Origin of the sequence: Pseudomonas sp. UBA5568 (genome assembly GCF_002425525.1) — a bacterium.
Taxonomy (GTDB): domain Bacteria; phylum Pseudomonadota; class Gammaproteobacteria; order Pseudomonadales; family Pseudomonadaceae; genus Aquipseudomonas; species Aquipseudomonas fulva.
Genome location: NZ_DIMK01000031.1, coordinates 1 through 21,499 on the forward strand (window position 1 = coordinate 1; position 21,499 = coordinate 21,499).

Below are 21,499 nucleotides of genomic sequence, written 5' to 3' on the forward strand. Positions count from 1 at the left end.
AAGATCAAGATCAAGATCGAGGTCAAGATCAAGATCAAAGGCCAGAGTCGAGTAAGAGCGAGAGCTGGCAGCTGCCGGGTTGCCCGGCTCAGACCCTACTTGCGCCGCGCGCGTTGCGCCAGATACTCCCGCACCTGCACAGCATCCCCAACAAACTCGATCCGCTCGGCCTTCGCTTCACGCTGATAGGCATACATCGGGTCGTAGTACTCGTTGAGCAGCCCCTCGATCCAACCTCGGTGCAGGTCCACACCGCCACTGCGCAATTGCTCTTCCAACGCCTGCTCCAGCAGCGCCGTGAGCCGCTGATGGCGCTCTCCGCCCAGGCGCTTGCGGATGTTGGCCATGCTCTGCAGCATGCGCTGCGCGAACAAGTGCAGCCCGGCTTGCTCGCCATGCAGGGCGATGAACTCGGCACTGAGGTCGATGACATAGTCGCGCAGGATGCGCTCGACCCGGCCATCGAAACTGTCCTCCAGCCACACCAGCGGGTACTGCTGCATGCCCTGGTACAAAGACAAAGGCACCGTGCAACTGCCAACGATGCGCCCTTCATCCTCCAACACGAATTGGCCGATACCCTGCGCGCGCTTTTTCAGCACATCGATGGCCAGCTGGTTCTCGAAGTCGATCTGGGCCGGTTGCCCGGTGGCGCGTTTGCCAAAGCTCGAACCGCGATGATTGGCATGGCCTTCAAGGTCCAGCACGTTGCCCAGCTGCTGCAACACGTCGGTCTTGCCAGTCCCGGTCAAGCCGCCAACCAGTACGAAATCACACTCGCTGACGGCCTGCTCCGTGGTTTCCAGTAAGTAGTTGCGCATCGCCTTGTAGCCCCCGCTGATACGCGGGTAGCGAATACCGGCTTCATCGCGCAACCATCCCTGGACGATCTGTGAACGCAGGCCACCACGAAAGCAATACAGATAGCCTTCCGGGTGAGCCTGGGTGAAGGCCACCCACGCCTCCAGACGGGCCTGCTTGGTGGCGCCGCCCACCAGTTGATGACCCAAGGCGATGGCGGCAGCCTGGCCCTGCTGCTTGTAGCAGGTGCCCACCTTCTGCCGTTCCAGATCGTTCATCAGGGGCAGGTTGATCACGCCGGGGAAGGCGCCCTTGGCAAACTCGACGGGCGCGCGCATGTCCATCATCGGCACATCGTCGAGGAACAACTGACGGAAATCGGTGCAGTCTGGCCGCATCAGGCGACCTCGACTGCGTGGCTCTGTCGCTCTGCCAGATAGCCGATAGGCGACAGCTGCAAGCCCAGGTCGGCGGCTGCCGCGAGAAATGCGTCTTCACCCTCCGGGGTCACGGCCACAAGCAGCCCGCCGCTGGTCTGCGGATCACACAGCAAGTGCTTCTGATCGTCACTGAGCGCGCCGATCTTGTGCCCGTAGCTCTCGAAGTTGCGCAGCGTACCCCCCGGAATGCAGCCGGCCGCGAGGTAGTGCTCGACACTCGGCAGGCGGGGCACCTTGGCGTAGTCCAGGTGTGCGGTCACGCCGCTGCCTTCTGCAAGCTCAACCAGATGGCCGAGCAGGCCAAACCCGGTGACGTCCGTCATGGCCTTGACCCCGTCGAGCTTGCCAAATCGGCTGCCCGGCGTGTTCAGGGTGCACATCCAGTCGCGCGCCACGCCTCGATCCTGCTCGCGCAGCACGGCTTTCTTCTCGGCAGTGGTGAGGATGCCGATGCCGAGCGGCTTGGTCAGATACAGGCGGCAGCCCGCCGTGGCGGTGTCGTTGCGCTTGAGATGGCGCTTGCTGACCACGCCGGTTACCGCCAGGCCGAAAATCGGCTCGGGGGCGTCGATGGAATGACCACCAGCAAGCGGGATGCCGGCTTCGGCGCAGACAGCCCGGCCACCGCGGATTACCTCACGAGCAACCTCGGGTGCCAGGACGTTGACCGGCCAGCCCAGGATGGCGATGGCCATCAGTGGATCGCCGCCCATGGCGTAGATATCGCTGATGGCATTGGTTGCCGCGATGCGGCCGAAATCGTAGGGGTCATCGACGATGGGCATGAAGAAGTCGGTGGTCGACACCACCCCGCGCTCCTCGTCCAGGGCATACACGGCGGCATCGTCGCGCGACGCATTGCCGACCCAGAGTTTCGGGTCCAGGGCCTGGGCACCGCTTTCGGCCAGGATGACGTCCAGCACCTTGGGGGATATCTTGCAGCCACAGCCGGCACCGTGGCTGTACTGGGTCAGGCGAATCGGCTCGCTCATGTGTACCTCGGCAGGTCAATTTATCGCCCGATTGTAGCAAAGCTGGTCATTGGGCCTGCGGCTCTTATAATCGTTGGGTCAATGACTTGCATCGAGCTGCAACCTGCACGTCGGCAAGGCAGCGCACATGCGCCGCCTGTTACTGCGCGCAGCCTCGAATTCGCCCCCATTCCCCGCTATTGAACCGGAGAAACCCATGCTCAAACGTCCTATGGCGCTCGCCGCCAGCCTGGTGCTGTCCTGCTGTGCCCTGGCCGTCCAGGCGGCAGAGACACTGCGTGTCAGCGCCATTCCTGACGAGGCGCCCACCGAACTGCAACGCAAGTTCAAACCCCTGGGCGAATACTTGTCCAAACAGTTGGGCATGCAGGTGAAGTTCGTGCCGGTGGCTGATTATCCGGCCGTGGTCGAATCGCTGGCCTCCGATCGGCTGGACCTGGCGTGGCTGGGCGGATTTACATTCGTGCAGGTGCACCTGAAGGATCCGACGGCCACGCCGCTGGTGCAACGCGAGCAGGACGCCCAGTTCACCTCCAAGTTCATCACTGCCGACCCTGCGGTGAAAAGCCTTGCGGACCTCAAGGGCAAGTCCTTCGCCTTCGGGTCCGTTTCTTCCACGTCCGGTAGCCTGATGCCACGCTACTTCATGCTCAAGCAGGACAACATCAAGCCTGAAGGGTACTTCAGCCGCGTCGCCTATTCCGGTGCCCATGACGCCACCGTGGCCTGGGTGCAGGCTGGCAAGGTCGATGCCGGTGTGCTCAACGCCAGCGTCTGGCAGAAGCTGGTGGACGCCGGCAAGGTCGATACCGCCAAGGTGCGCGTGTTTGCCACGACCCCGACCTATTTCGACTACAACTGGACGGTGCGTGGCAACATGGACCCGGCCCTCAAGGAGAAGATCAAACAGGCCTTCCTGAACCTCGACCCTGCCGATCCAGAGCAAAAAGCCATTCTCGACCTGCAGGCTGCCAGCCGCTTCATCGAAACCAAACCGGAAAACTACGCGGGCACCGAGCAGGCCGCCCGCGAGGCCGGCTTGCTCAAGTGACGTCTGCCGTGCCTTCTGAGGCAGTCATCGCGCTGCAAGGTGCAAGCTTGCGGCATGGTGCGGTGCGCGCCGTGGAGGCCGTGACCTTGCGCATCGCACAGGGGGAGCGCGTCGCGATCATCGGCCCATCGGGGGCCGGCAAGTCCAGCTTGCTGCACCTGATGGCCACGGCGACCAGGCCTAGCAGCGGTCGTCTGGAGGTGCTCGGGCAGCAGCCATGGGCGTTGTCGACAGGGGCCCGGCAGCGCCTGCGGGCCCAGGTAGGCCTGGTTCACCAGGCGCCGCCGCTGCCGCCGCGCCAGCGGGTGGTCACTGCGGTGCTCGCGGGCCGCCTGGGCCAATGGGGGCTTGGACGCAGTCTGCTCAACCTGCTGTATCCCTGCGATGTGCCTGGTGCGCGCCAGGCCCTGGCCGAACTGGGTCTTGCAGACAAGCTGTTCGTGCAGTGCGGTCAACTGTCGGGTGGCCAGCTTCAGCGAGTAGGTATTGCGCGGGTGCTTTATCAGCAACCCCGTATCGTGCTTGCCGACGAGCCAGTGTCGGCGATGGACCCAGTATTGGCTGATCACAGCCTGGCGTTGCTCAACCGGCATGCCCAGGCCACTGGTGTGGCGTTGGTGGCCAGCCTGCACGCGGTCGATTTGGCATTGGCCCACTTTCCCCGGGTGATCGGCATTCGCGAAGGGCGCGTGCTGTTCGACTGCCCGGCCCAGGCGGTGACCGACGAGCTGCTGCAGGCGCTGTATGCCAACGAGCAGTTGGTGGCTGGACGTGGTGTTGATGCTACAAGCCCCCACGTGCAGTTGCCCAGATGCTGAGCGCCAGTCGCCGTGATCCGGCAATGGTGCCGAGGGTACTGATCGGGTTGCTGGCCATCGCGGTCCTGTGGCCGGGTATCCAATTGAGCGAGCTCAATCCGGTCGTGCTGTTGCAGGCCGAAAACCGCGAGCAGATGGCACGTTTCACAGGGGCATTCTGGCCACCGGCACATGAACGCGACTTTCTCGAGCTATTGCTGGAGGCCACGCTACAGACCTTGGCTGTGGCCACCGCTGGCATGGTACTCGCCTGGCTGCTGGCCGTGCCGGCGGCGTTGCTGGCCAGCCGCGCCTTGTCCCTGAGCGCTGCCTCACGTGGCGGGCGCCCGGGTGTCTGGTCGCGCCTGGTGCGGCTGCCCGTACGGGGAGTGCTGATCTTCCTGCGCAGCGTGCCTGAAATCGTCTGGGCACTGTTGTTCGTGCGCGCCGTAGGCCTGGGGCCCACGGCTGGCGTGCTGGCAATTGCCATTACCTACAGCGGCATGCTGGGCAAGGTGTATGCGGAAATCTTCGAATCGGTGGACCAACGGCCTGCCCACGCCTTGTTGCAGGCGGGCAGTGGACGGCTGGCTGCCTTTTTCTACGGCATCCTGCCCAATGCCGCCAGCGAAGCGGTGTCCTACACGGTCTATCGGTGGGAATGTGCAGTACGGGCATCGGTGGTGATGGGGTTCGTGGGGGCCGGCGGTCTGGGTCAGCAGATCGACCTGTCCATGCGCATGTTCGCTGGCGCCGAGGTCGCCAGCATGTTGCTGACGTTCCTGGTCTTGGTGATGCTTGCCGATGGGCTCAGCCGGTTATTGCGCTGGAGGCTTGCATGAATCGGCTCATCAACCTAGCCCTGTTGGCCGCGCTGCTGGCAGCCATCGTCGGCTCGTTCGCTTACCTGGGGTTGGATTTCGGTGCCTTGATCGGCAACGGTGGGCTGGCCCAGATGGGCCAGTATGCCGGGCGGTTCCTGGCCCCGGACCTGTCCAGCGAGCATCTGCGAGCCGTGGGGCAGGGCGCGTTGGAGACCCTGGCCATGTCTGGCATCAGCACGTTGCTGGCCGCCATCATGGGCCTGTTGCTGGCGCTGCCGGCGGCAGGCCGCTTTGGCTGGCCGCTGCGGGCGCTGGCCCGGTTGCTGCTCAATGCGCTGCGCGCTATTCCGGAGCTGGTGTGGGCCGCGCTGACGGTGCTGGCAGCTGGACTGGGACCAAACGCCGGCACCCTGGCGTTGGCGCTGCACACCGCTGGCGTACTGGGACGGCTGTTTGCCGAAGCGCTGGAAAACGCCTCGCCCGAACCTGCAGCAGCCTTACGCCTGCAAGGCGCGGGGCAGGTAGCAGCCTTCTGCTACGGCACCTTGCCCAACCTGTGGCCGCAATTGCTTGCCTACAGTTTGTACCGTTGGGAAAACAACATACGCATGGCCAGTGTACTGGGCTTCGTCGGTGCCGGAGGCTTGGGACAGCTGCTCTACACCACCTTGAGCCTGTTCCAGGAGGCCCAGGCCAGTACGGTGATCATTGGAATGCTGGCGCTGGTGTTTCTGGTCGATGCGCTCAGTGATGTACTGCGCCAACGTTTCGTAAGGGCCTGATCAGGCCAGCGGCCCTGTGACCGCTGCCCGTTCTCAGGCGCTCACCGCCTCGCCCGATTGCGCGCCACGCTGCATCGATTCCAGGTTGCGCTCGATCGTCTCGCAGATGGTATCCATCTGGATCTGGTGTTCGCTGAAGCGGAACGGGCTCTGCAAGTCGGTACCGATGCGCTCGATCGCCAGCAGCATGAAGCCTACAACCGTGGAGGCCAGGGGCGTGAACCATTCCAGCGACTCTACCAGGCCGACCGGTACGATCAGGCAGAACAGCGTGATGAATAACCGAGGGAAATACACATAAGGGTAGGGCAGTGGCGTATTGGCGATGCGCTCCATGCCACCTTGTGCATTGGACAAGTCCACCAGGGTGGACTCAAGGCGAGCCAGACGGATGCTGTCCAGCCGGCCCTCCTGATATTCCCTGGCCAGTAACGCGGCGGAACCACTCAAGATGTCATTGGCAAAATTGTTGGAACCGTGGTGCCGCTCGAATTCTGCCTCAGGGATAAACGCCACCAGCTCTTGTGGGCATTTTTCCCCCTTCAGGTGTGCGGCCAGGCAATTGATATAGGCGATGTGCCGACGCAGCAGGGTCGCCTTGACCGGATTCAATCCATCGTCAGGGTCATCGATCAGCGTCAGCGTCTGACGGGCGAAACTGCGGGAACTGTTGACCAGCGCGCCCCACAGGGTACGGGCCTCCCACCAGCGGTTGTAGGCGCTGCTGTTGCGAAAGCTCACCAGCACGACCAGCGCCGAACCCATCAATGAAAGAGGGATCAGGGGCAGGGTGAACTTGCTGTTGAGAAACAGCATGAAATCAATGGTGACCAGCACGTCCCAGATCAGCAGCCAGAACAGTGACCAACCGATGTAGCCGAAGGTTTTCACGACCAGGCGGTATTTGCGGATGATGACGTCTTTCAAATGGCGCACCTTTACGGGTTCAGGACCTTGGATGGGACGCTGAGTCCCGCCGAAGGTTCTGCATGAGGTTGTTGCAACGCGTATGGGGCTGACAAGTGCTGGCGTGATATCCGAATGGGTGTGTGCATTTCATCCAGACGCGTTTGCCGGCCCGATTTGGATGGTGGCACAATGCCTTGCCTCAGCATGCACATGCTCTGCAGCTGTACCCTGCACCTTCCGCCTTATTTTCTCGGTATCCCGCCATGATCGAGCGCACCGGCACGGGCCTTTCCTTCGCCAAACGCATGTATGCACCACGCGCCATCGGAACCGGCCTCGGCTTTTTTTGTGTATTGATCGGCATTGCGCCATTGCAGCCAGAGTGGTGGGTGTGGGCGCTGTTACTGGCACACGGTTTTGTCTGGCCGCACCTTGCGTTTCAGATAGCCCGGGTTTCTGTCCAGCCCTACAAGACCGAGCAGCGTAACTTGGTGGTCGATGGATTCGCCGGGGGTTGCTGGGCGGGTGCCATGGGGCTCAATCCTTTGCCCAGCGTGATCATCCTGTCGATGATTGCCATGGACAAGATCGCGGCAGGTGGCTGGCCCCTGTTGATCAGAACGGTGATTGCCCAGGGCATCGGCATCGCCTTGGGCCTGTGGCTGTTCGCGCCGCCGCTTTTTCCGGCCACCACGCAGGTGCAGATGCTGGCGTGTCTGCCGATCCTGCTGATCTACCCCATGGCCATTGGCATGATCTGCTATCAGGTGACTGTCCAATTGGGCCAGCATAAACGTGCACTGGCCCGCATGAGCCAGACCGACAGCCTTACGGGCCTGAGCAACCATGGGGCGTGGCAGGAACTGCTGCTGCGCGAATTCGCGCGTTGCCGAGCCAACGCCGGGAGCAGTTGCCTTGCCCTGATCGACGTGGACCACTTCAAACAGGTCAATGATCGTCATGGCCACCAGGTGGGTGACAACATCCTGCGGGTGATCAGTGCCACGCTCTCCTTGCATCTGCGCAAGCACGACCCTGCGGCCCGCTACGGAGGAGACGAATTCTGCGTGATGCTGCCCGATACGACTCCAGGGCAAGCAAGGGATGTGCTGGAGCGGCTGCGCCTGGCCGTGGAGGCGTTCCGCGACCCGGCGCTGCCGCACCTTACCCTGAGCCTGAGTATCGGCATCGCCCCTTATCATGCAGGCATTACCGATGCCCAGGCCTGGCTGCACGCCGCCGATATGGCGTTGTATGCCGCCAAGCGCGCCGGCCGAAATTGCATCGTCCTGGCGCCCCAGGCTTCTGAGCTCGCCTGATCAGGGTTTTGCTGCAACGGCCACGAAGCCCTTGATCGAAGTTGGGGCCGCGGGTTTGGACTTGCGCGCCAGCATGTACTGGTAGCGCCGCCATTCTTTGTCGATCTCGCTGAAGGACATGAACACACTGACCCGGTCCTTGCCCACCAGGTCCGGTCGTCTGACGGCATCGATGCCGCTGGTAGGGATGATGGCGATGTTGATGCCTACCACGTTACCGTCATCGGCGAATACCGGGCCGCCAGACATCCCTTTGGTGATCGGCCCGTCGTGCACCGAATAGAACACGCTGCCAGGGGTGCCATCGAGCCGGACCAGTGACGAGAGCGCGTGGCCCTTGCCTTGTACGGGCATCATCAAGCTGTTGTAGCCCACTGCCGTGACCGTTTCTCCAGGCACATATTGTCGCCAGTGCGGTATTTCGCTGGCTTTGTGCTTGAAGAACACCACATCGCCTAGTCCTTCGTGGACCACGTTGCGCAGGAAAGGCGTGTGTTTGGCGGTGACGGCATAATCTGCGTTCCACTGGATGGCGCTTGCCATCAGCAGCATGGGCAGCGGTGCCCCGGACGTCACCACGAAAGCTTGACTGTAGACCGGGTCTGAAACGTAGGACGTTGGCACTCCATTGCACCCACTTAGCAGCATCATTGCCGCCATACAGGGCGCGGTTGTTTTCATTGGTCACACGAGGGGGGAGGGGGTTGAGAGGAGCTGCACTATGGCTAAATGCCATCAGCCAGGCAATACGTTCGGCTTTTATCCGACGAAGTGAGGGTAGGCGGCGGGTATGGCCACTGGCCAATAGCATTGCTGCATGGTCAGTCACCAGCAAATCAATGGGCTGGCGCCAAGCAAATGTGCTGCACTGAATGGTTTTTTCGGCGCAAAAAAAAGCCGACCATTTAAGGTCGGCTTTTTCGGATTTGGTGCCCCGAGGGAGACTCGAACTCCCACTCCTTTCGAAAACGGATTTTGAATCCGCCGCGTCTACCAATTCCGCCATCAGGGCGTGGCGCGCAGTATAGAGAGGTGCCGTCGGTCGGTCAATCGTCTTTCATGGTCAATTTTCATTCGTTGGGCTAAACTTCCCGGCCCTGCCGAACCGAACATCATCATGCGCGTTGCCGATTTCTCCTTCGAACTTCCCGATTCCCTGATCGCCCGCCATCCGTTGGCCGAGCGCCATGGCAGCCGCCTGCTGGTGCTCGACGGGCCAAGCGGTGCACGCGAGCACCGGCAATTCCCCGACCTGCTGGGCTATCTGCGCCCGGGTGACCTGATGGTGTTCAACAACACCCGGGTCATTCCGGCGCGGCTGTTCGGTCAGAAAGCCTCCGGCGGCAAGCTCGAAGTGTTGGTCGAGCGTGTGCTCGACAGCCACCGTGTGCTGGCCCATGTGCGGGCGAGCAAGGCGCCCAAGGTAGGGGCGGTCATTTTGGTGGACGGTGGCGGTGAAGCTGAAATGGTTGCGCGCCACGACACCTTGTTCGAGCTGCGTTTCACCGAAGAGGTATTGCCGCTGCTCGACCGCGTCGGCCACATGCCGCTGCCGCCCTACATCGATCGCCCTGACGAAGGTGCGGACCGGGAGCGCTACCAGACGGTCTACGCCGAAAAGGCAGGCGCTGTCGCCGCGCCTACCGCAGGCCTGCATTTCGACGAGGCGCTGCTCGAGCAGATCGCCGCCAAAGGGGTGGAGCGCGCGTTCGTCACCCTGCACGTGGGCGCCGGTACCTTCCAGCCGGTGCGGGTCGACAAGATTGAAGATCACCACATGCATAAAGAGTGGCTCGAAGTGAGCCAGGATGTGGTCGACGCCATCGAGGCCTGCCGTGCCCGCGGCGGGCGCGTGATCGCCGTGGGCACCACCAGTGTGCGCTCGCTCGAAAGCGCCGCCCGCGATGGCCAGCTCAAGCCCTTCAGCGGTGACACCGATATCTTCATCTACCCCGGCCGCCCATTCCACGTGGTCGATGCGCTGGTTACCAACTTCCATCTGCCTGAGTCCACGCTGCTGATGCTGGTCTCGGCCTTCGCCGGTTACCCCGAGACCATGGCTGCCTACGCGGCGGCGGTCGAGCAGGGGTACCGCTTCTTCAGTTACGGTGATGCCATGTTCATCACCCGCAATCCGGCGCCTCGCGGGCCCGAGGAGCAAGCATGAGTCGCACCTGCCGAATGTCCTTCGAACTGCTGGCCACCGACGGCAAGGCCCGTCGTGGCCGCATCACCTTCCCCCGTGGCACGGTCGAAACCCCGGCGTTCATGCCGGTGGGCACCTATGGCACGGTCAAGGGCATGTTGCCCCGTGACATCGAGGCCATTGGTGCCGAGATGATCCTGGGCAACACCTTCCACCTGTGGCTGCGCCCAGGTACCGAGGTGATCAAGAAGCACAACGGGCTGCACGACTTCATGCAGTGGAAAGGCCCGATTCTCACCGATTCCGGTGGCTTCCAGGTCTTCAGCCTGGGCGCCATGCGCAAAATCAAGGAAGAAGGCGTGACCTTCGCCTCTCCCGTGGACGGCTCCAAGGTGTTCATGGGCCCGGAAGAATCCATGCAGGTGCAACGTGACCTGGGTTCGGACGTGGTGATGATCTTCGACGAGTGCACCCCATACCCTGCCGAGCACGACATCGCCCGTACGTCCATGGAGCTGTCGCTGCGCTGGGCCCAGCGCTCGAAGAACGCCCATGCCGACAACACCGCCGCGCTGTTCGGCATCGTTCAGGGCGGCATGTACCAGGACCTGCGCATGCGCTCCCTGGAAGGGCTTGAGAACATCGGCTTCGACGGCCTGGCCATCGGCGGCCTGTCGGTGGGTGAGCCCAAGCATGAGATGATCAAGGTGCTGGACTACTTGCCAGAGCAGATGCCGGCTGACAAACCTCGTTACCTTATGGGGGTAGGCAAACCGGAGGATCTCGTTGAGGGTGTGCGCCGCGGCGTCGATATGTTCGACTGCGTGATGCCTACGCGCAACGCGCGCAACGGCCACCTGTTCGTCGACACCGGGGTGATCAAGATCCGCAACGCGTTCCATCGCCATGATGAATCGCCACTGGATCCGACCTGTGACTGCTACACCTGCAGCAACTTCTCCCGCGCCTATCTGCATCACCTGGACAAGTGTGGCGAAATGCTCAGCAGCATGTTGAATACCATCCATAACTTGCGCCATTACCAGCGTTTGATGGCCGGTTTACGCGAGGCTATTCAACAAGGTAAATTGGCCGCCTTCGTCGACGCCTTCTACGCCAAGCGCGGGCTTGTTGTACCGCCCTTGGACTGACTGTCTGCATCCATTATTAAAATATTCGCATTAGGAGTGCACCCATGAGCTTCTTGATCCCCGCCGCATACGCGGACGCTGCAGCCCCCGCCGCCGGCCCTGCCGGTACTGGCTTCGAGTGGATTTTCCTGGTCGGTTTCCTGGTCATCTTCTACCTGATGATCTGGCGTCCACAGGCCAAACGTGCCAAAGAGCAGAAGAACCTGCTGGGCAACTTGCAGAAAGGTGACGAAGTTGTCACCAACGGTGGCATTGCCGGCAAGATCGTCAAAGTGGCCGATGATTTCGTGGTGCTGGAAGTGTCCGACACTGTCGAGCTGAAGTTCCAGAAGGGCGCCATTGCCGCGACCCTGCCAAAAGGTACGCTCAAGGCTATCTGAGTTACCGGTTTCATTTTTCCAGTCGGGGCGCGCAACGCGCCCCGCGTCTTGAACGGGCGGCGTGATGCTGAACAAATACCCTCTGTGGAAATACGCACTGATCCTGCTGGTACTGGCGATCGGTTTCATTTATTCCGCTCCCAACCTCTACCCGGATGACCCGGCCGTGCAGATCAGCGGTGCCAGCTCGGCGCTGCAGGTCAACCAGGCCGATCTCGATCGCGTCAGCAAGGCGCTGGTCGATGCAAACATCGCAGTCAAAGGCGTGAGCCTGGGTGAGAAGGGCAGTGGCCTGATTCGTCTGACCAATCAGGAAGACCAGCTGCCCGCCAAGGATGTGGTGCGCAAGGCGCTGGGCGATGACTATGTCGTGGCGCTGAACCTGGCACAAACCACCCCGCAGTGGTTGCGCAACCTGGGTGCCAGCCCCATGAAGCTGGGCCTGGACCTGTCCGGTGGCGTGCACTTCCTGCTGGAAGTGGACATGGACAAGGCCATGAGCGCCCGCATGAAAGTCTACGAAGGCGAGGTCAAGACCTTGCTGCGCAAGGAGCGGGTCCGCTACCGCAGCCTGCCGCAGCAGGACGGTGGCATCATGCTCGGCTTTGCTGACAACGCTACGCGCGAACAGGCACGTGCCCTGATCCGCAAGAATTTCAACGATTTCGACCTGACCACCACCGAGCGCAATGACCTCGCCGTGCTGCGTCTGGCGCTGTCTCAGGCGAAAGTGGCCGAGATTCGCGAATACTCGATCAAGCAGAACCTCACCACCGTGCGTAACCGTGTCAACGAGCTGGGTGTCGCCGAGCCGCTGGTGCAGCGCCAGGGCGCCAACCGCATCGTGGTCGAGCTGCCGGGTGTGCAGGACACTGCCGAAGCCAAGCGTATTCTGGGCAAGACGGCCAACCTGGAGTTCCGTTTCGGTGCCGAGCCGGGCGCGTCCAAAGCCACCACCGAAGTGTTCGAGTTCCGTGAAGGGGGGCGTTCGGCGCCCGTCGAGCGTGGCCTGATCATCACCGGTGACCAGGTGACCGACGCCCAGGCCAGCTTCGACGAGCATGGCCGCCCGCAGGTGAACATTCGTCTGGACGGGCATGGCGGCGAACTGATGAGCCGCGCGACGCGCAGCAACGTTGGTCGCAGCATGGCGGTGATCTTCATCGAGCAGAAGCCTGTCACCCGCTACGTGAAGCAGACGGTCGATGGCGTCGAGAAGGACGTTGCGGTCCAGAGCTTCCAGGAAGAGAAGAAGATCATCAGCCTGGCGACCATCCAGTCGCCGCTGGGTAGCCAGTTCCGTATCACGGGGCTGAACGGCCAGGGCGAATCGTCTGAACTGGCCCTGCTCCTGCGTGCCGGCGGCCTGGCTGCACCGATGTACTTCGCTGAAGAGCGTACCATCGGCCCAAGCCTGGGGGCCGACAACATCACCAAGGGCATCGACGCCTCGCTGTGGGGTATGCTGTTCGTCTCGCTGTTCATCATTGCGATCTACCGGGCCTTCGGTGTGCTGGCCACTATCGCCCTCGCCGGCAACATGGTGTTGCTGCTGGCGTTGATGTCCTTGCTGGGCGCTACGCTGACATTGCCAGGCATCGCGGGTATCGTGCTCACCATGGGCATGGCGGTGGATGCCAACGTGCTTATCTTCTCTCGAATCCGTGAAGAGCTGGCTGCAGGCATGTCTGTTCAGCGCGCTATTCATGAAGGCTTCAACCGCGCCTATTCGGCCATCGTCGATGCCAACCTGACTACCTTGCTCGTGGGCGGCATCCTGTTTGCCATGGGCACCGGGCCGGTCAAAGGCTTTGCGGTCACCATGTCCCTCGGGATTTTCACGTCGATGTTCACTGCTGTGATGGTCACCCGTGCCCTGGTCAACCTGACCTGTGGCGGGCGTGACATCAAGAAGCTGTGGGTTTGAGGGAGCTGCGATGAAAACCATCAATTTCATGGGTGTACGCAATGTCGCCTTCGGCGTCACCGTACTGCTCACCGTGCTGGCCTTGTTCAGCTGGTGGCAAAAGGGCCTGAACTTCGGCCTGGACTTCACTGGCGGCACGCTGATCGAGCTGACCTACGAGCGCCCGGCCGATCTCAAGGCGGTACGGGCCGAGTTGGTCGACTCGGGTTTCCACGAGGCAGTGGTGCAGAGCTTCGGTGCCACCACCGACCTGCTGGTGCGCATGCCGGGTGATGACCCACAGCTGGGCAACAAGGTCGCCGCAGCCTTGCAGAAGGCCGGCGGTGACAACCCAGCCACCGTCAAGCGTGTCGAGTTCGTCGGCCCGCAGGTGGGTGAAGAGCTGCGTGACCAGGGCGGCATGGGCATGCTCCTGGCGCTGGGTGGCATCCTTATCTACCTGGCGTTCCGCTTCCAGTGGAAATTCGCAGTAGGCGCCATCATTTCGCTGATCCACGACGTGATCGTGACACTGGGCATCTTGTCGTTCTTCCAGATCACCTTCGACCTGACGGTGCTGGCGGCGGTGCTGGCCATCATCGGCTACTCGCTCAATGACACCATCGTCGTGTTCGACCGGGTGCGTGAGAACTTCCGGGTCATGCGCAAGGCGTCCTTGATCGAAAACATCAACGTCTCCACCACCCAGACGTTACTGCGTACCGTGGCGACTTCGGTGTCTACCTTGCTGGCTATTGCCGCCTTGCTGTTCTTCGGCGGTGACAACCTGTTCGGCTTCTCGCTGGCCCTGTTCATCGGCGTGATGGCCGGTACCTACTCGTCGATCTACATCGCCAACGTGGTGCTGATCTGGCTGAACCTGAACAGCGAAGACCTGATTCCGCCGGCAAAGACCGAGGGCGTGGACGACCGTCCGTGACCGACTGACGCTCCGCTTGGCGGACGAGAGGGCGCGAGTGTTGAACTCGCGCCCTTTTTTTTGCTCCAAGGCAAGGAGAAAGCGGGCCAAGTCCCGTATGTACGATCAGGAGGTTCACGTGAATAAATCAATGCTGGTGGGTGCGGTGCTAGGTGCTGTCGGTGTCACTGCCGGAGGTGCTGTGGCGACCTACAGCTTGGTGAACAAAGGGCCTGAGTATGCTCAGGTCACCGACGTGCAGCCGATCAAGCAGCAGGTCAAGACCCCGCGCGAAGTGTGCAAGGACGTGACCGTCACTCGCCAGGCGCCAGTCAAGGACCAGCATCAGATCGCCGGCACTGTGGTCGGCGCGTTGGCCGGTGGCCTGTTGGGCAACCAGATCGGCGGCGGCACCGGCAAGAAGATCGCGACCGTGGCCGGTGCGGTGGGTGGTGGGTATGCTGGCAACAAGGTGCAGGAGGGCATGCAGCAGCGTGACACCTACACCACGACCCAGACCCGCTGCAACACGGTCAACGACATCAGTGAAAAAGTGGTGGGCTATAACGTCAAGTACACCATCGGCGATCAGGTCGGCCAGGTGAAGATGAACCGTGAGCCAGGCTCTACCATCCCAGTGGACAAGAACGGCAAGCTGATTCTCAGCGATGCCGGACAGTGATGCTGCTGCCGGCGTTGGCCCTGTGCCGACGCCGGTGATGCAGGGCTGGCAGGCATGAAAAAAGCACCCCGAGGGGTGCTTTTGTTTTCCTGCAATCAAATGCTCAACGCTTCATGCTTTCAGGCAGGTGCGGTTGGATGGCGGTCAGTACCGCCTTGAAGCACTTGATGTTGCCGGCGACGATGTGGCCTTTGTCGAGGAAGTCATGGCCGCCATTGAAGTCGCTCACCAAGCCGCCTGCTTCCTGAATCAGCAGCACGCCTGCGGCCATGTCCCATTCGGACAGGCCCGACTCCCAGAATGCATCGAAACGACCTGCGGCCACATAGGCCAGGTCCAGGCTCGCCGCGCCAGCGCGGCGGATGCCGGCGGTCTGGCCTACCAGGCTGCGGAACATGCCCAGGTAATTGTCCAGGTCGGCCATCTGGTTATCGCGGAAGGGGAAGCCAGTGCCCAGCAGGGCGCCGTCCAGGCTGGTGCGCGAGCTGACGCGCAGGCGGCGGCCGTTCAGTTGAGCGCCACGGCCACGGCTGGCAGTAAACTCTTCCTGGCGTACCGGGTCGACGATCACGGCGTGCTCCAGGCGACCACGGTATTTACAGGCAATGCTGACGGCGAAGTGAGGAATGCCACGCAGGAAGTTGGTGGTGCCGTCCAGCGGGTCGATGACCCACAGGTAGTCCTTGCCTTCTTCGCCGGAGCCGGCGTGCAGGCCAGTTTCTTCGCCCAGGATGGAGTGGTTCGGGTAGGCCTTGCGCAGGGCATTGACGATGCTCTGCTCGGCAGCGCGATCGACTTCGGAAACGTAGTCCTTGGCCTCTTTCTCATCGACCTTGATGCTATCCAGGCGTTCGATGGAGCGGAAGATCAGTTCACTGGCGCTGCGAGCGGCGCGCAGGGCGATATTCAGCATAGGCTGCATGGGCGGGTCACCTGGAGATGTTAAAGAAGAAAGCCGAACATTCTAACAGAAAATTGTGGCGGCAGAAGGGCGCATTCGCGTGCGTGGCGTTACGCCTGTCGGTTCTGTAAGATTCCAGGCCCTGATTTCCGCCACTGTGAGCACGAGACCTTGCTGCAGAATATTCGTGTCGTTCTGGTCAACACCAGCCACCCCGGCAACATCGGCGGCGCTGCTCGCGCCATGAAGAACATGGGCCTGTCGCGTCTGGTGCTGGTGCAGCCAAAGCAGTTTCCTGCCGACGAGGCCAGCGCGCGCGCCTCGGGCGCGGACGATGTGCTGGGTAACGCCATCGTCGTCGACAGCTTGGAGCAGGCATTGGTCGGCTGCAATCTGGTGATGGGCACCAGTGCCCGTGAGCGCAGCATTCCATGGCCTCTTATCGGCCCACGTGAATGCGGCGACAAGGCCGTGCAGCATGCCGACGGGGGCGAGCAGATCGCCTTGGTGTTCGGGCGCGAGCATGCCGGGCTGACCAATGAAGAGTTGCAGCGATGTCACTTCCACGTGCACATCCCCTCCAATCCCGACTTCAGTTCGCTGAACCTGGCCGCGGCTGTTCAGGTACTGGCCTATGAAGTGCGCATGGCCAGCCTGGCGAACGACCGCTCGCCTGCCCAGGTTGAGAAGGCTGACGCCGACGCCTTGGCCACGATGGACGAGATGGAGCTGTTCTACGACCATCTGGAAAAAACCCTGGTCGACATTGGTTTCCTTGATCCCGAAAAGCCCAAGCACCTGATGCCGCGTCTTCGCAGGCTTTACGGTCGGGTGGCAGTGGAGCGTACGGAAATGAGCATTTTGCGCGGCATTCTTACCGAGACCCAGAAGGTGGTCCGGGGTGAGCCGCATAAACGGAAGGACTGACAGATGCTGGAACGTCTGCGTGAAGATATTCAAAGTGTGTTCCACCGTGATCCAGCGGCGCGCAACGCGTTCGAAGTGCTGACCTGCTACCCCGGGATGCATGCCATATGGCTGCACCGGTTGGGTAATGCCCTGTGGCGGCGGGACTTCAAGTGGCTGGCGCGGCTGGTGTCCAACTTCGGTCGCTGGCTGACCGGTATCGAGATTCACCCGGGCGCCACGATAGGGCGGCGGTTCTTCATCGACCATGGCATGGGCATCGTCATTGGCGAAACCGCCGAGATTGGTGACGACGTGACGCTCTACCAAGGCGTAACCCTGGGCGGTACCAGCTGGAATAAAGGCAAGCGTCACCCAACGCTGGAGGACGGCGTAGTGGTCGGTGCGGGTGCGAAGGTGCTGGGGCCGTTTACCGTAGGGGCCGGGGCCAAGATCGGTTCCAATGCGGTGGTGACCAAGGCGGTGCCAGCCGGCGCCACGGCTGTTGGCATCCCCGGGCGCATCATCGTCAAGGACGAGCAGGGCGATGTCGAGGCGCGGCGCAAGGCCATGGCCGAGAAGATCGGTTTCGATGCCTATGGGGTCAGTGGCGACATGCCCGACCCGGTCGCCCGTGCCATTGGCCAGATGCTTGACCATCTGCAGGCCGTTGATGAGCGCCTGGAAGGCATGTGCGGTGCGCTGACGCGGATGGGCAGTGACTATTGCGCCAAGGAGCTGCCAGCGCTGCCTGAAGATGACTTCACCGAACAGGCGCAGTTGGCCAAGCGCGACATCCAGCCGCATTGATCCCGCCGCGTCAGGCGCGGGTTCTGGCATGGGGGCATGTGCTATCGCCCCCGTGTCTGCTACAATCGCGGCCGCCTCCCCTCATGCAAACCCGACTAAGGCACTAGGTCTAATAGTTGACTTAAATGCTCGGGAATCGCATACTTGCACACATCCCGTAACTCCCGTGGTACCCAATAGCCATGCGACTGACTACCAAAGGCCGATACGCCGTGACTGCCATGCTCGACCTGGCGTTGCACGCGCAGCATGGGCCGGTGTCTTTGGCCGACATCTCCGAGCGCCAGGGCATATCCCTTTCTTATCTGGAACAGCTGTTCGCCAAGCTGCGCCGCAGCAGCCTGGTTTCCAGCGTTCGCGGCCCCGGTGGCGGTTATCAGCTGTCGCGCGGCATGGAGACCATCCAGGTCGCCCAGGTCATCGATGCGGTCAACGAATCGGTCGATGCCACCCGTTGCCAGGGGCTTGGGGACTGCCATGCCGGTGATACCTGCCTGACCCACCACTTGTGGTGCGACCTCAGTCAGCAGATTCACGAGTTCCTCAGTGGCATCAGTCTGGCCGACCTCGTCATGCGCCGTGAGGTGCAGGAAGTCGCTCAGCGTCAGGACCTGTGCCGCGTCGCTGGTCTGTCTGCCCCGCTGGACAAGATTGAGACGTCCGCCGTCGATTGATCCTTCGGGACGACGAGCGACGCCACCGCCTGATAGGAGAGAAAAATGAAGTTGCCGATCTACCTCGATTACTCCGCGACCACCCCGGTCGACCCACGCGTAGCCCAGAAGATGGCCGAATGCCTGACGGCTGACGGTAACTTCGGTAACCCGGCTTCGCGCTCCCACGTCTTTGGCTGGAAAGCCGAAGAAGCGGTCGAGAACGGTCGCCGTCAGGTCGCCGAGCTGATCAATGCCGACCCGCGCGAAATCGTCTGGACCAGCGGTGCCACCGAGTCCGACAACCTGGCCCTGAAGGGTGTTGCGCACTTCTATCAGACCAAGGGCAAGCACATCATCACCTCCAAGATCGAGCACAAGGCGGTCCTCGATACCGCTCGCCAGCTGGAGCGTGAGGGGTTCGAAGTCACCTACCTGGAACCGGGCGAAGACGGCATCGTCACCCCGGCCATGGTCGAGGCGGTCCTGCGTGACGACACCATCCTGGTCTCGCTGATGCACGTGAACAACGAAGTCGGCTCGATCAACGACATTGCCGCCATCGGTGAACTGACCCGTTCGCGCGGCGTGCTGTTCCACGTCGATGCCGCCCAGTCTGCCGGCAAGGTCGAAATCGATCTGCAGCAGCTCAAGGTCGATCTGATGTCGTTCTCCGCGCACAAGGTTTATGGCCCCAAAGGGATCGGCGCGCTGTATGTCAGCCGCAAGCCGCGGGTACGCCTCGAGGCAGCCATGCACGGCGGTGGTCACGAACGCGGCATGCGTTCGGGTACGCTGCCGACGCACCAGATTGTCGGCATGGGCGAAGCATTCGCCATTGCCAAGCAGGACATGGCGGCTGAAAACGCACGCATCAAAGCCTTGAGCGACCGCTTCTTCAAGCAGGTATCCAGCCTCGAAGAACTGTACGTCAACGGTAGCCTGACTGCTCGCGTGCCGCACAACCTGAACCTGAGCTTCAACTACGTCGAGGGCGAATCGCTGCTGATGTCGCTCAAGGACATCGCCGTCTCGTCCGGTTCGGCTTGCACCTCCGCCTCGCTCGAGCCGTCCTACGTGCTGCGTGCACTGGGCCGTAACGACGAGCTGGCGCACAGCTCCATCCGCTTCTCCTTCGGCCGCTTCACCACCGAGGAAGAGGTTGATTACGCCGCGCAGAAAGTCTGCGAGGCCGTGAACAAGCTGCGTGAACTGTCCCCACTTTGGGACATGTACAAAGACGGCGTCGACATCTCCAAGATCGAGTGGGCCGCCCACTAAGCAGTCGCCGGCAAGAGCGGCTCCCTGATGAGGAAGGAATTGCACCATGGCATACAGTGAAAAGGTCATCGACCACTACGAAAACCCGCGCAACGTCGGCAAGATGAATGCCGAGGATCCGGATGTCGGTACCGGCATGGTCGGCGCACCGGCCTGTGGCGACGTGATGCGCCTGCAGATCAAGGTCAACGAGCAGGGCGTGATCGAAGACGCCAAGTTCAAGACCTACGGCTGCGGTTCGGCCATCGCGTCCAGCTCCCTGGCCACCGAGTGGATGAAGGGCAAGACCCTGGACGAAGCCGAGACCATCAAGAACACCCAGCTGGCCGAAGAACTGGCATTGCCGCCGGTCAAGATCCACTGCTCGGTACTCGCCGAAGATGCCATCAAGGCCGCTGTTCGCGATTACAAGCAGAAGAAAGGCTTGATCTAACGTCGCCTGTTGCAAGGTAAGGAGTTCTCATGGCTATCAGCATGACAGAAGCCGCCGCCAATCATGTGCGGCGTTCCCTGGAAGGGCGGGGCAAGGGTGAAGGCATTCGCCTTGGCGTACGCACCACCGGTTGCTCGGGCCTGGCCTACGTGCTGGAGTTCGTGGACGAGCTGGCGGGCGAGGACCAGGTGTTCGAGAACCATGGCGTCAAGGTGATCATCGATCCCAAGAGCCTGGTTTATCTTGACGGCACCGAGCTGGACTTCGTCAAGGAAGGGTTGAACGAAGGGTTCAAGTTCAACAACCCCAACGTGCGCGGTGAGTGTGGCTGCGGCGAAAGCTTCAACGTCTGAGGCCGACCGTGGGTACTCCTTGTCATTTTGCACTGTTCGACCTGCAGCCGAGTTTTCGACTGGACCTTGAGATGCTGGCCACTCGCTATCGCGAGCTGGCCCGCGAAGTCCATCCTGATCGTTTTGCCGATGCCTCCGAGCGCGAGCAACGCTCTGCGCTGGAGAAATCCGCTGCCCTCAACGACGCCTACCAGACGCTGCGCAGTGCACCACGCCGTGCGCGCTACCTGTTGGCGATCGGTGGCCACGAAGTGCCGCAGGAGGTCACGGTCCATGACCCGGATTTCCTCCTGCAGCAGATGCAGTGGCGTGAGGAGCTCGAAGACCTCCAGGACGAAGCCGACCTCGATGGCGTGGCCGTGTTCAAGAAGCGCCTGAAGGCTGCTCAAGACACGCTCAACGAGGATTTCGCCGCCTGCTGGGATGTTGCCGACGCGCGTGAGCAGGCCGAACGCCTGATGCGCCGAATGCAATTCCTCGACAAGCTCGCCCAAGAAGTGCGCCAACTGGAAGAGCGCCTCGACGATTAACCCGGTGCTACCCGTGATGGCACCTAAGGTATTCAGATAAGCATGGCCCTATTGCAGATTGCCGAACCCGGTCAAACGCCCCAGCCCCATGAGCGCCGCCTGGCGGTAGGGATCGACCTGGGCACCACCAATTCCCTGGTCGCTGCATTGCGCAGCGGCGTGAGCGAGCCCCTGCCCGATGCGCAAGGTAATGTGATTCTGCCTTCGGCGGTGCGTTACCTCGAAGCTGGCGGCAGCGAAGTCGGGCAGGCAGCGCGTGACGCTGCCTCCAGCGATCCGCTGAACACCGTGCTGTCGGTCAAGCGCCTGATGGGTCGCGGCCTGGCCGACGTCAAGCAGTTGGGCCAGCAATTGCCCTACCGCTTCGTCGGTGGCGAATCGCACATGCCTTTCATCGATACGGTGCAAGGGCCCAAGAGCCCGGTGCAGGTCTCGGCGGACATCCTCAAGGTGCTGCGTGAGCGCGCCGAGGCGACATTGGGCGGTGAACTGGTCGGTGCGGTGATCACCGTTCCGGCCTATTTCGATGACGC

At 61.9% G+C, this 21,499-nt stretch carries 24 protein-coding genes and 1 tRNA gene; 19 read left to right on the top strand and 6 right to left on the bottom strand.

Features of this window, described 5'->3' with window-relative positions; translation table 11 throughout:
* Nucleotides 1–95: 95 nt before the first annotated feature.
* Nucleotides 96–1,199, bottom strand: a complete 1,104-nt coding sequence (gene mnmH / locus B2S33_RS10170; RefSeq protein ID WP_280077985.1) for a tRNA 2-selenouridine(34) synthase MnmH — start codon at nucleotides 1,197–1,199, stop codon at nucleotides 96–98.
* Complete coding sequence (gene selD / locus B2S33_RS10175) at nucleotides 1,199–2,233, bottom strand: selenide, water dikinase SelD (RefSeq protein ID WP_280077984.1); 1,035 nt, start codon at nucleotides 2,231–2,233, stop codon at nucleotides 1,199–1,201. Before selD ends, mnmH begins: the two co-directional genes overlap by 1 nt.
* Nucleotides 2,234–2,429: 196 nt before the next feature.
* Between selD and B2S33_RS10180 the strand changes: the two genes are divergently transcribed.
* The 4 genes from B2S33_RS10180 to phnE are packed head-to-tail and all read left to right on the top strand — an operon-like array spanning nucleotide 2,430 to nucleotide 5,687.
* Nucleotides 2,430–3,284, top strand: a complete 855-nt coding sequence (locus tag B2S33_RS10180; protein WP_027913659.1) for a putative selenate ABC transporter substrate-binding protein — start codon at nucleotides 2,430–2,432, stop codon at nucleotides 3,282–3,284.
* Nucleotides 3,285–3,292: 8 nt separating this feature from the next.
* Nucleotides 3,293–4,102, top strand: coding sequence for a phosphonate ABC transporter ATP-binding protein (locus tag B2S33_RS10185; RefSeq protein ID WP_256674430.1), 810 nt, complete (start codon nucleotides 3,293–3,295; stop codon nucleotides 4,100–4,102).
* Nucleotides 4,096–4,923 (top strand): PhnE/PtxC family ABC transporter permease, encoded by an 828-nt coding sequence (locus tag B2S33_RS10190; RefSeq protein WP_110606888.1) that lies wholly within the window; start codon nucleotides 4,096–4,098, stop codon nucleotides 4,921–4,923. Before B2S33_RS10185 ends, B2S33_RS10190 begins: the two co-directional genes overlap by 7 nt.
* On the top strand, nucleotides 4,920–5,687 hold the full coding sequence (phnE, locus tag B2S33_RS10195) for a phosphonate ABC transporter, permease protein PhnE (protein WP_280077983.1): 768 nt from the start codon (nucleotides 4,920–4,922) through the stop codon (nucleotides 5,685–5,687). The genes B2S33_RS10190 and phnE overlap by 4 nt, the downstream gene beginning before the upstream one ends.
* A 33-nt stretch (nucleotides 5,688–5,720) precedes the next feature.
* Here phnE and B2S33_RS10200 read toward each other — a convergent pair whose 3' ends face one another.
* Nucleotides 5,721–6,614 carry a bestrophin family protein gene (locus B2S33_RS10200; RefSeq protein WP_027913663.1) on the bottom strand — a complete coding sequence of 298 codons (894 nt, stop codon included), beginning with the start codon at nucleotides 6,612–6,614 and terminating at the stop codon, nucleotides 5,721–5,723.
* A gap of 245 nt (nucleotides 6,615–6,859) precedes the next feature.
* On the opposite strand from B2S33_RS10200, the gene B2S33_RS10205 reads away from it, so the two are divergent.
* The gene (locus B2S33_RS10205; protein WP_280077982.1) at nucleotides 6,860–7,915 is read left to right on the top strand and encodes a diguanylate cyclase; all 1,056 of its coding nucleotides are present in this window, start codon (nucleotides 6,860–6,862) and stop codon (nucleotides 7,913–7,915) included.
* Here the strand turns inward: B2S33_RS10205 and B2S33_RS10210 are convergent, their stop codons facing one another.
* Nucleotides 7,916–8,563 carry a trypsin-like peptidase domain-containing protein gene (locus B2S33_RS10210; protein ID WP_110606896.1) on the bottom strand — a complete coding sequence of 216 codons (648 nt, stop codon included), beginning with the start codon at nucleotides 8,561–8,563 and terminating at the stop codon, nucleotides 7,916–7,918.
* A gap of 279 nt (nucleotides 8,564–8,842) precedes the next feature.
* Nucleotides 8,843–8,927: transfer RNA gene (locus B2S33_RS10215), tRNA-Leu, on the bottom strand.
* Nucleotides 8,928–9,032: 105 nt separating this feature from the next.
* Here B2S33_RS10215 and queA point away from each other — a divergent pair.
* The 6 genes from queA (at nucleotide 9,033) to B2S33_RS10245 (ending at nucleotide 15,099) form a co-directional block, all read left to right on the top strand.
* A complete protein-coding gene (gene queA / locus B2S33_RS10220) occupies nucleotides 9,033–10,082 on the top strand; it encodes a tRNA preQ1(34) S-adenosylmethionine ribosyltransferase-isomerase QueA (RefSeq protein WP_027913679.1) in 1,050 nt (349 codons plus the stop codon).
* A gap of 14 nt (nucleotides 10,083–10,096) precedes the next feature.
* Nucleotides 10,097–11,212: a tRNA guanosine(34) transglycosylase Tgt gene (gene tgt / locus B2S33_RS10225; RefSeq protein ID WP_161780411.1), complete on the top strand. Its 1,116-nt coding sequence runs from the start codon at nucleotides 10,097–10,099 to the stop codon at nucleotides 11,210–11,212.
* A 44-nt stretch (nucleotides 11,213–11,256) separates the two neighbouring features.
* Entirely contained in the window at nucleotides 11,257–11,592 is a 336-nt protein-coding gene (gene yajC / locus B2S33_RS10230) for a preprotein translocase subunit YajC (protein ID WP_023533309.1), read from the top strand.
* A 64-nt stretch (nucleotides 11,593–11,656) separates the two neighbouring features.
* Nucleotides 11,657–13,519: a protein translocase subunit SecD gene (secD, locus tag B2S33_RS10235; RefSeq protein ID WP_028687027.1), complete on the top strand. Its 1,863-nt coding sequence runs from the start codon at nucleotides 11,657–11,659 to the stop codon at nucleotides 13,517–13,519.
* A 10-nt stretch (nucleotides 13,520–13,529) separates the two neighbouring features.
* Nucleotides 13,530–14,438, top strand: coding sequence for a protein translocase subunit SecF (gene secF / locus B2S33_RS10240; RefSeq protein WP_027913682.1), 909 nt, complete (start codon nucleotides 13,530–13,532; stop codon nucleotides 14,436–14,438).
* Between the two features lie 118 nt (nucleotides 14,439–14,556).
* A complete protein-coding gene (locus B2S33_RS10245) occupies nucleotides 14,557–15,099 on the top strand; it encodes a glycine zipper 2TM domain-containing protein (protein ID WP_027913683.1) in 543 nt (180 codons plus the stop codon).
* Between the two features lie 103 nt (nucleotides 15,100–15,202).
* Here B2S33_RS10245 and suhB read toward each other — a convergent pair whose 3' ends face one another.
* Nucleotides 15,203–16,021 carry an inositol-phosphate phosphatase gene (suhB, locus tag B2S33_RS10250; protein ID WP_023533392.1) on the bottom strand — a complete coding sequence of 273 codons (819 nt, stop codon included), beginning with the start codon at nucleotides 16,019–16,021 and terminating at the stop codon, nucleotides 15,203–15,205.
* Between the two features lie 150 nt (nucleotides 16,022–16,171).
* Between suhB and trmJ the strand changes: the two genes are divergently transcribed.
* The 8 genes from trmJ to B2S33_RS10290 form a co-directional block, all read left to right on the top strand.
* Nucleotides 16,172–16,927 (top strand): tRNA (cytosine(32)/uridine(32)-2'-O)-methyltransferase TrmJ, encoded by a 756-nt coding sequence (trmJ, locus tag B2S33_RS10255; RefSeq protein ID WP_027913684.1) that lies wholly within the window; start codon nucleotides 16,172–16,174, stop codon nucleotides 16,925–16,927.
* A 3-nt stretch (nucleotides 16,928–16,930) separates the two neighbouring features.
* Complete coding sequence (gene cysE / locus B2S33_RS10260) at nucleotides 16,931–17,716, top strand: serine O-acetyltransferase (protein WP_023533458.1); 786 nt, start codon at nucleotides 16,931–16,933, stop codon at nucleotides 17,714–17,716.
* Nucleotides 17,717–17,898: 182 nt separating this feature from the next.
* On the top strand, nucleotides 17,899–18,390 hold the full coding sequence (gene iscR / locus B2S33_RS10265) for a Fe-S cluster assembly transcriptional regulator IscR (protein ID WP_288650217.1): 492 nt from the start codon (nucleotides 17,899–17,901) through the stop codon (nucleotides 18,388–18,390).
* A 45-nt stretch (nucleotides 18,391–18,435) separates the two neighbouring features.
* Nucleotides 18,436–19,650 (top strand): IscS subfamily cysteine desulfurase, encoded by a 1,215-nt coding sequence (locus tag B2S33_RS10270; protein WP_027913686.1) that lies wholly within the window; start codon nucleotides 18,436–18,438, stop codon nucleotides 19,648–19,650.
* Between the two features lie 46 nt (nucleotides 19,651–19,696).
* A complete protein-coding gene (gene iscU, locus B2S33_RS10275) occupies nucleotides 19,697–20,083 on the top strand; it encodes a Fe-S cluster assembly scaffold IscU (RefSeq protein ID WP_003248539.1) in 387 nt (128 codons plus the stop codon).
* A 29-nt stretch (nucleotides 20,084–20,112) separates the two neighbouring features.
* The gene (iscA, locus tag B2S33_RS10280; protein WP_023533425.1) at nucleotides 20,113–20,436 is read left to right on the top strand and encodes an iron-sulfur cluster assembly protein IscA; all 324 of its coding nucleotides are present in this window, start codon (nucleotides 20,113–20,115) and stop codon (nucleotides 20,434–20,436) included.
* Nucleotides 20,437–20,444: 8 nt separating this feature from the next.
* Nucleotides 20,445–20,966: a co-chaperone HscB gene (hscB, locus tag B2S33_RS10285; RefSeq protein WP_027913687.1), complete on the top strand. Its 522-nt coding sequence runs from the start codon at nucleotides 20,445–20,447 to the stop codon at nucleotides 20,964–20,966.
* A gap of 42 nt (nucleotides 20,967–21,008) precedes the next feature.
* On the top strand, nucleotides 21,009–21,499 hold a 491-nt coding region (locus B2S33_RS10290; protein WP_288650219.1), incomplete at its 3' end, for an Hsp70 family protein.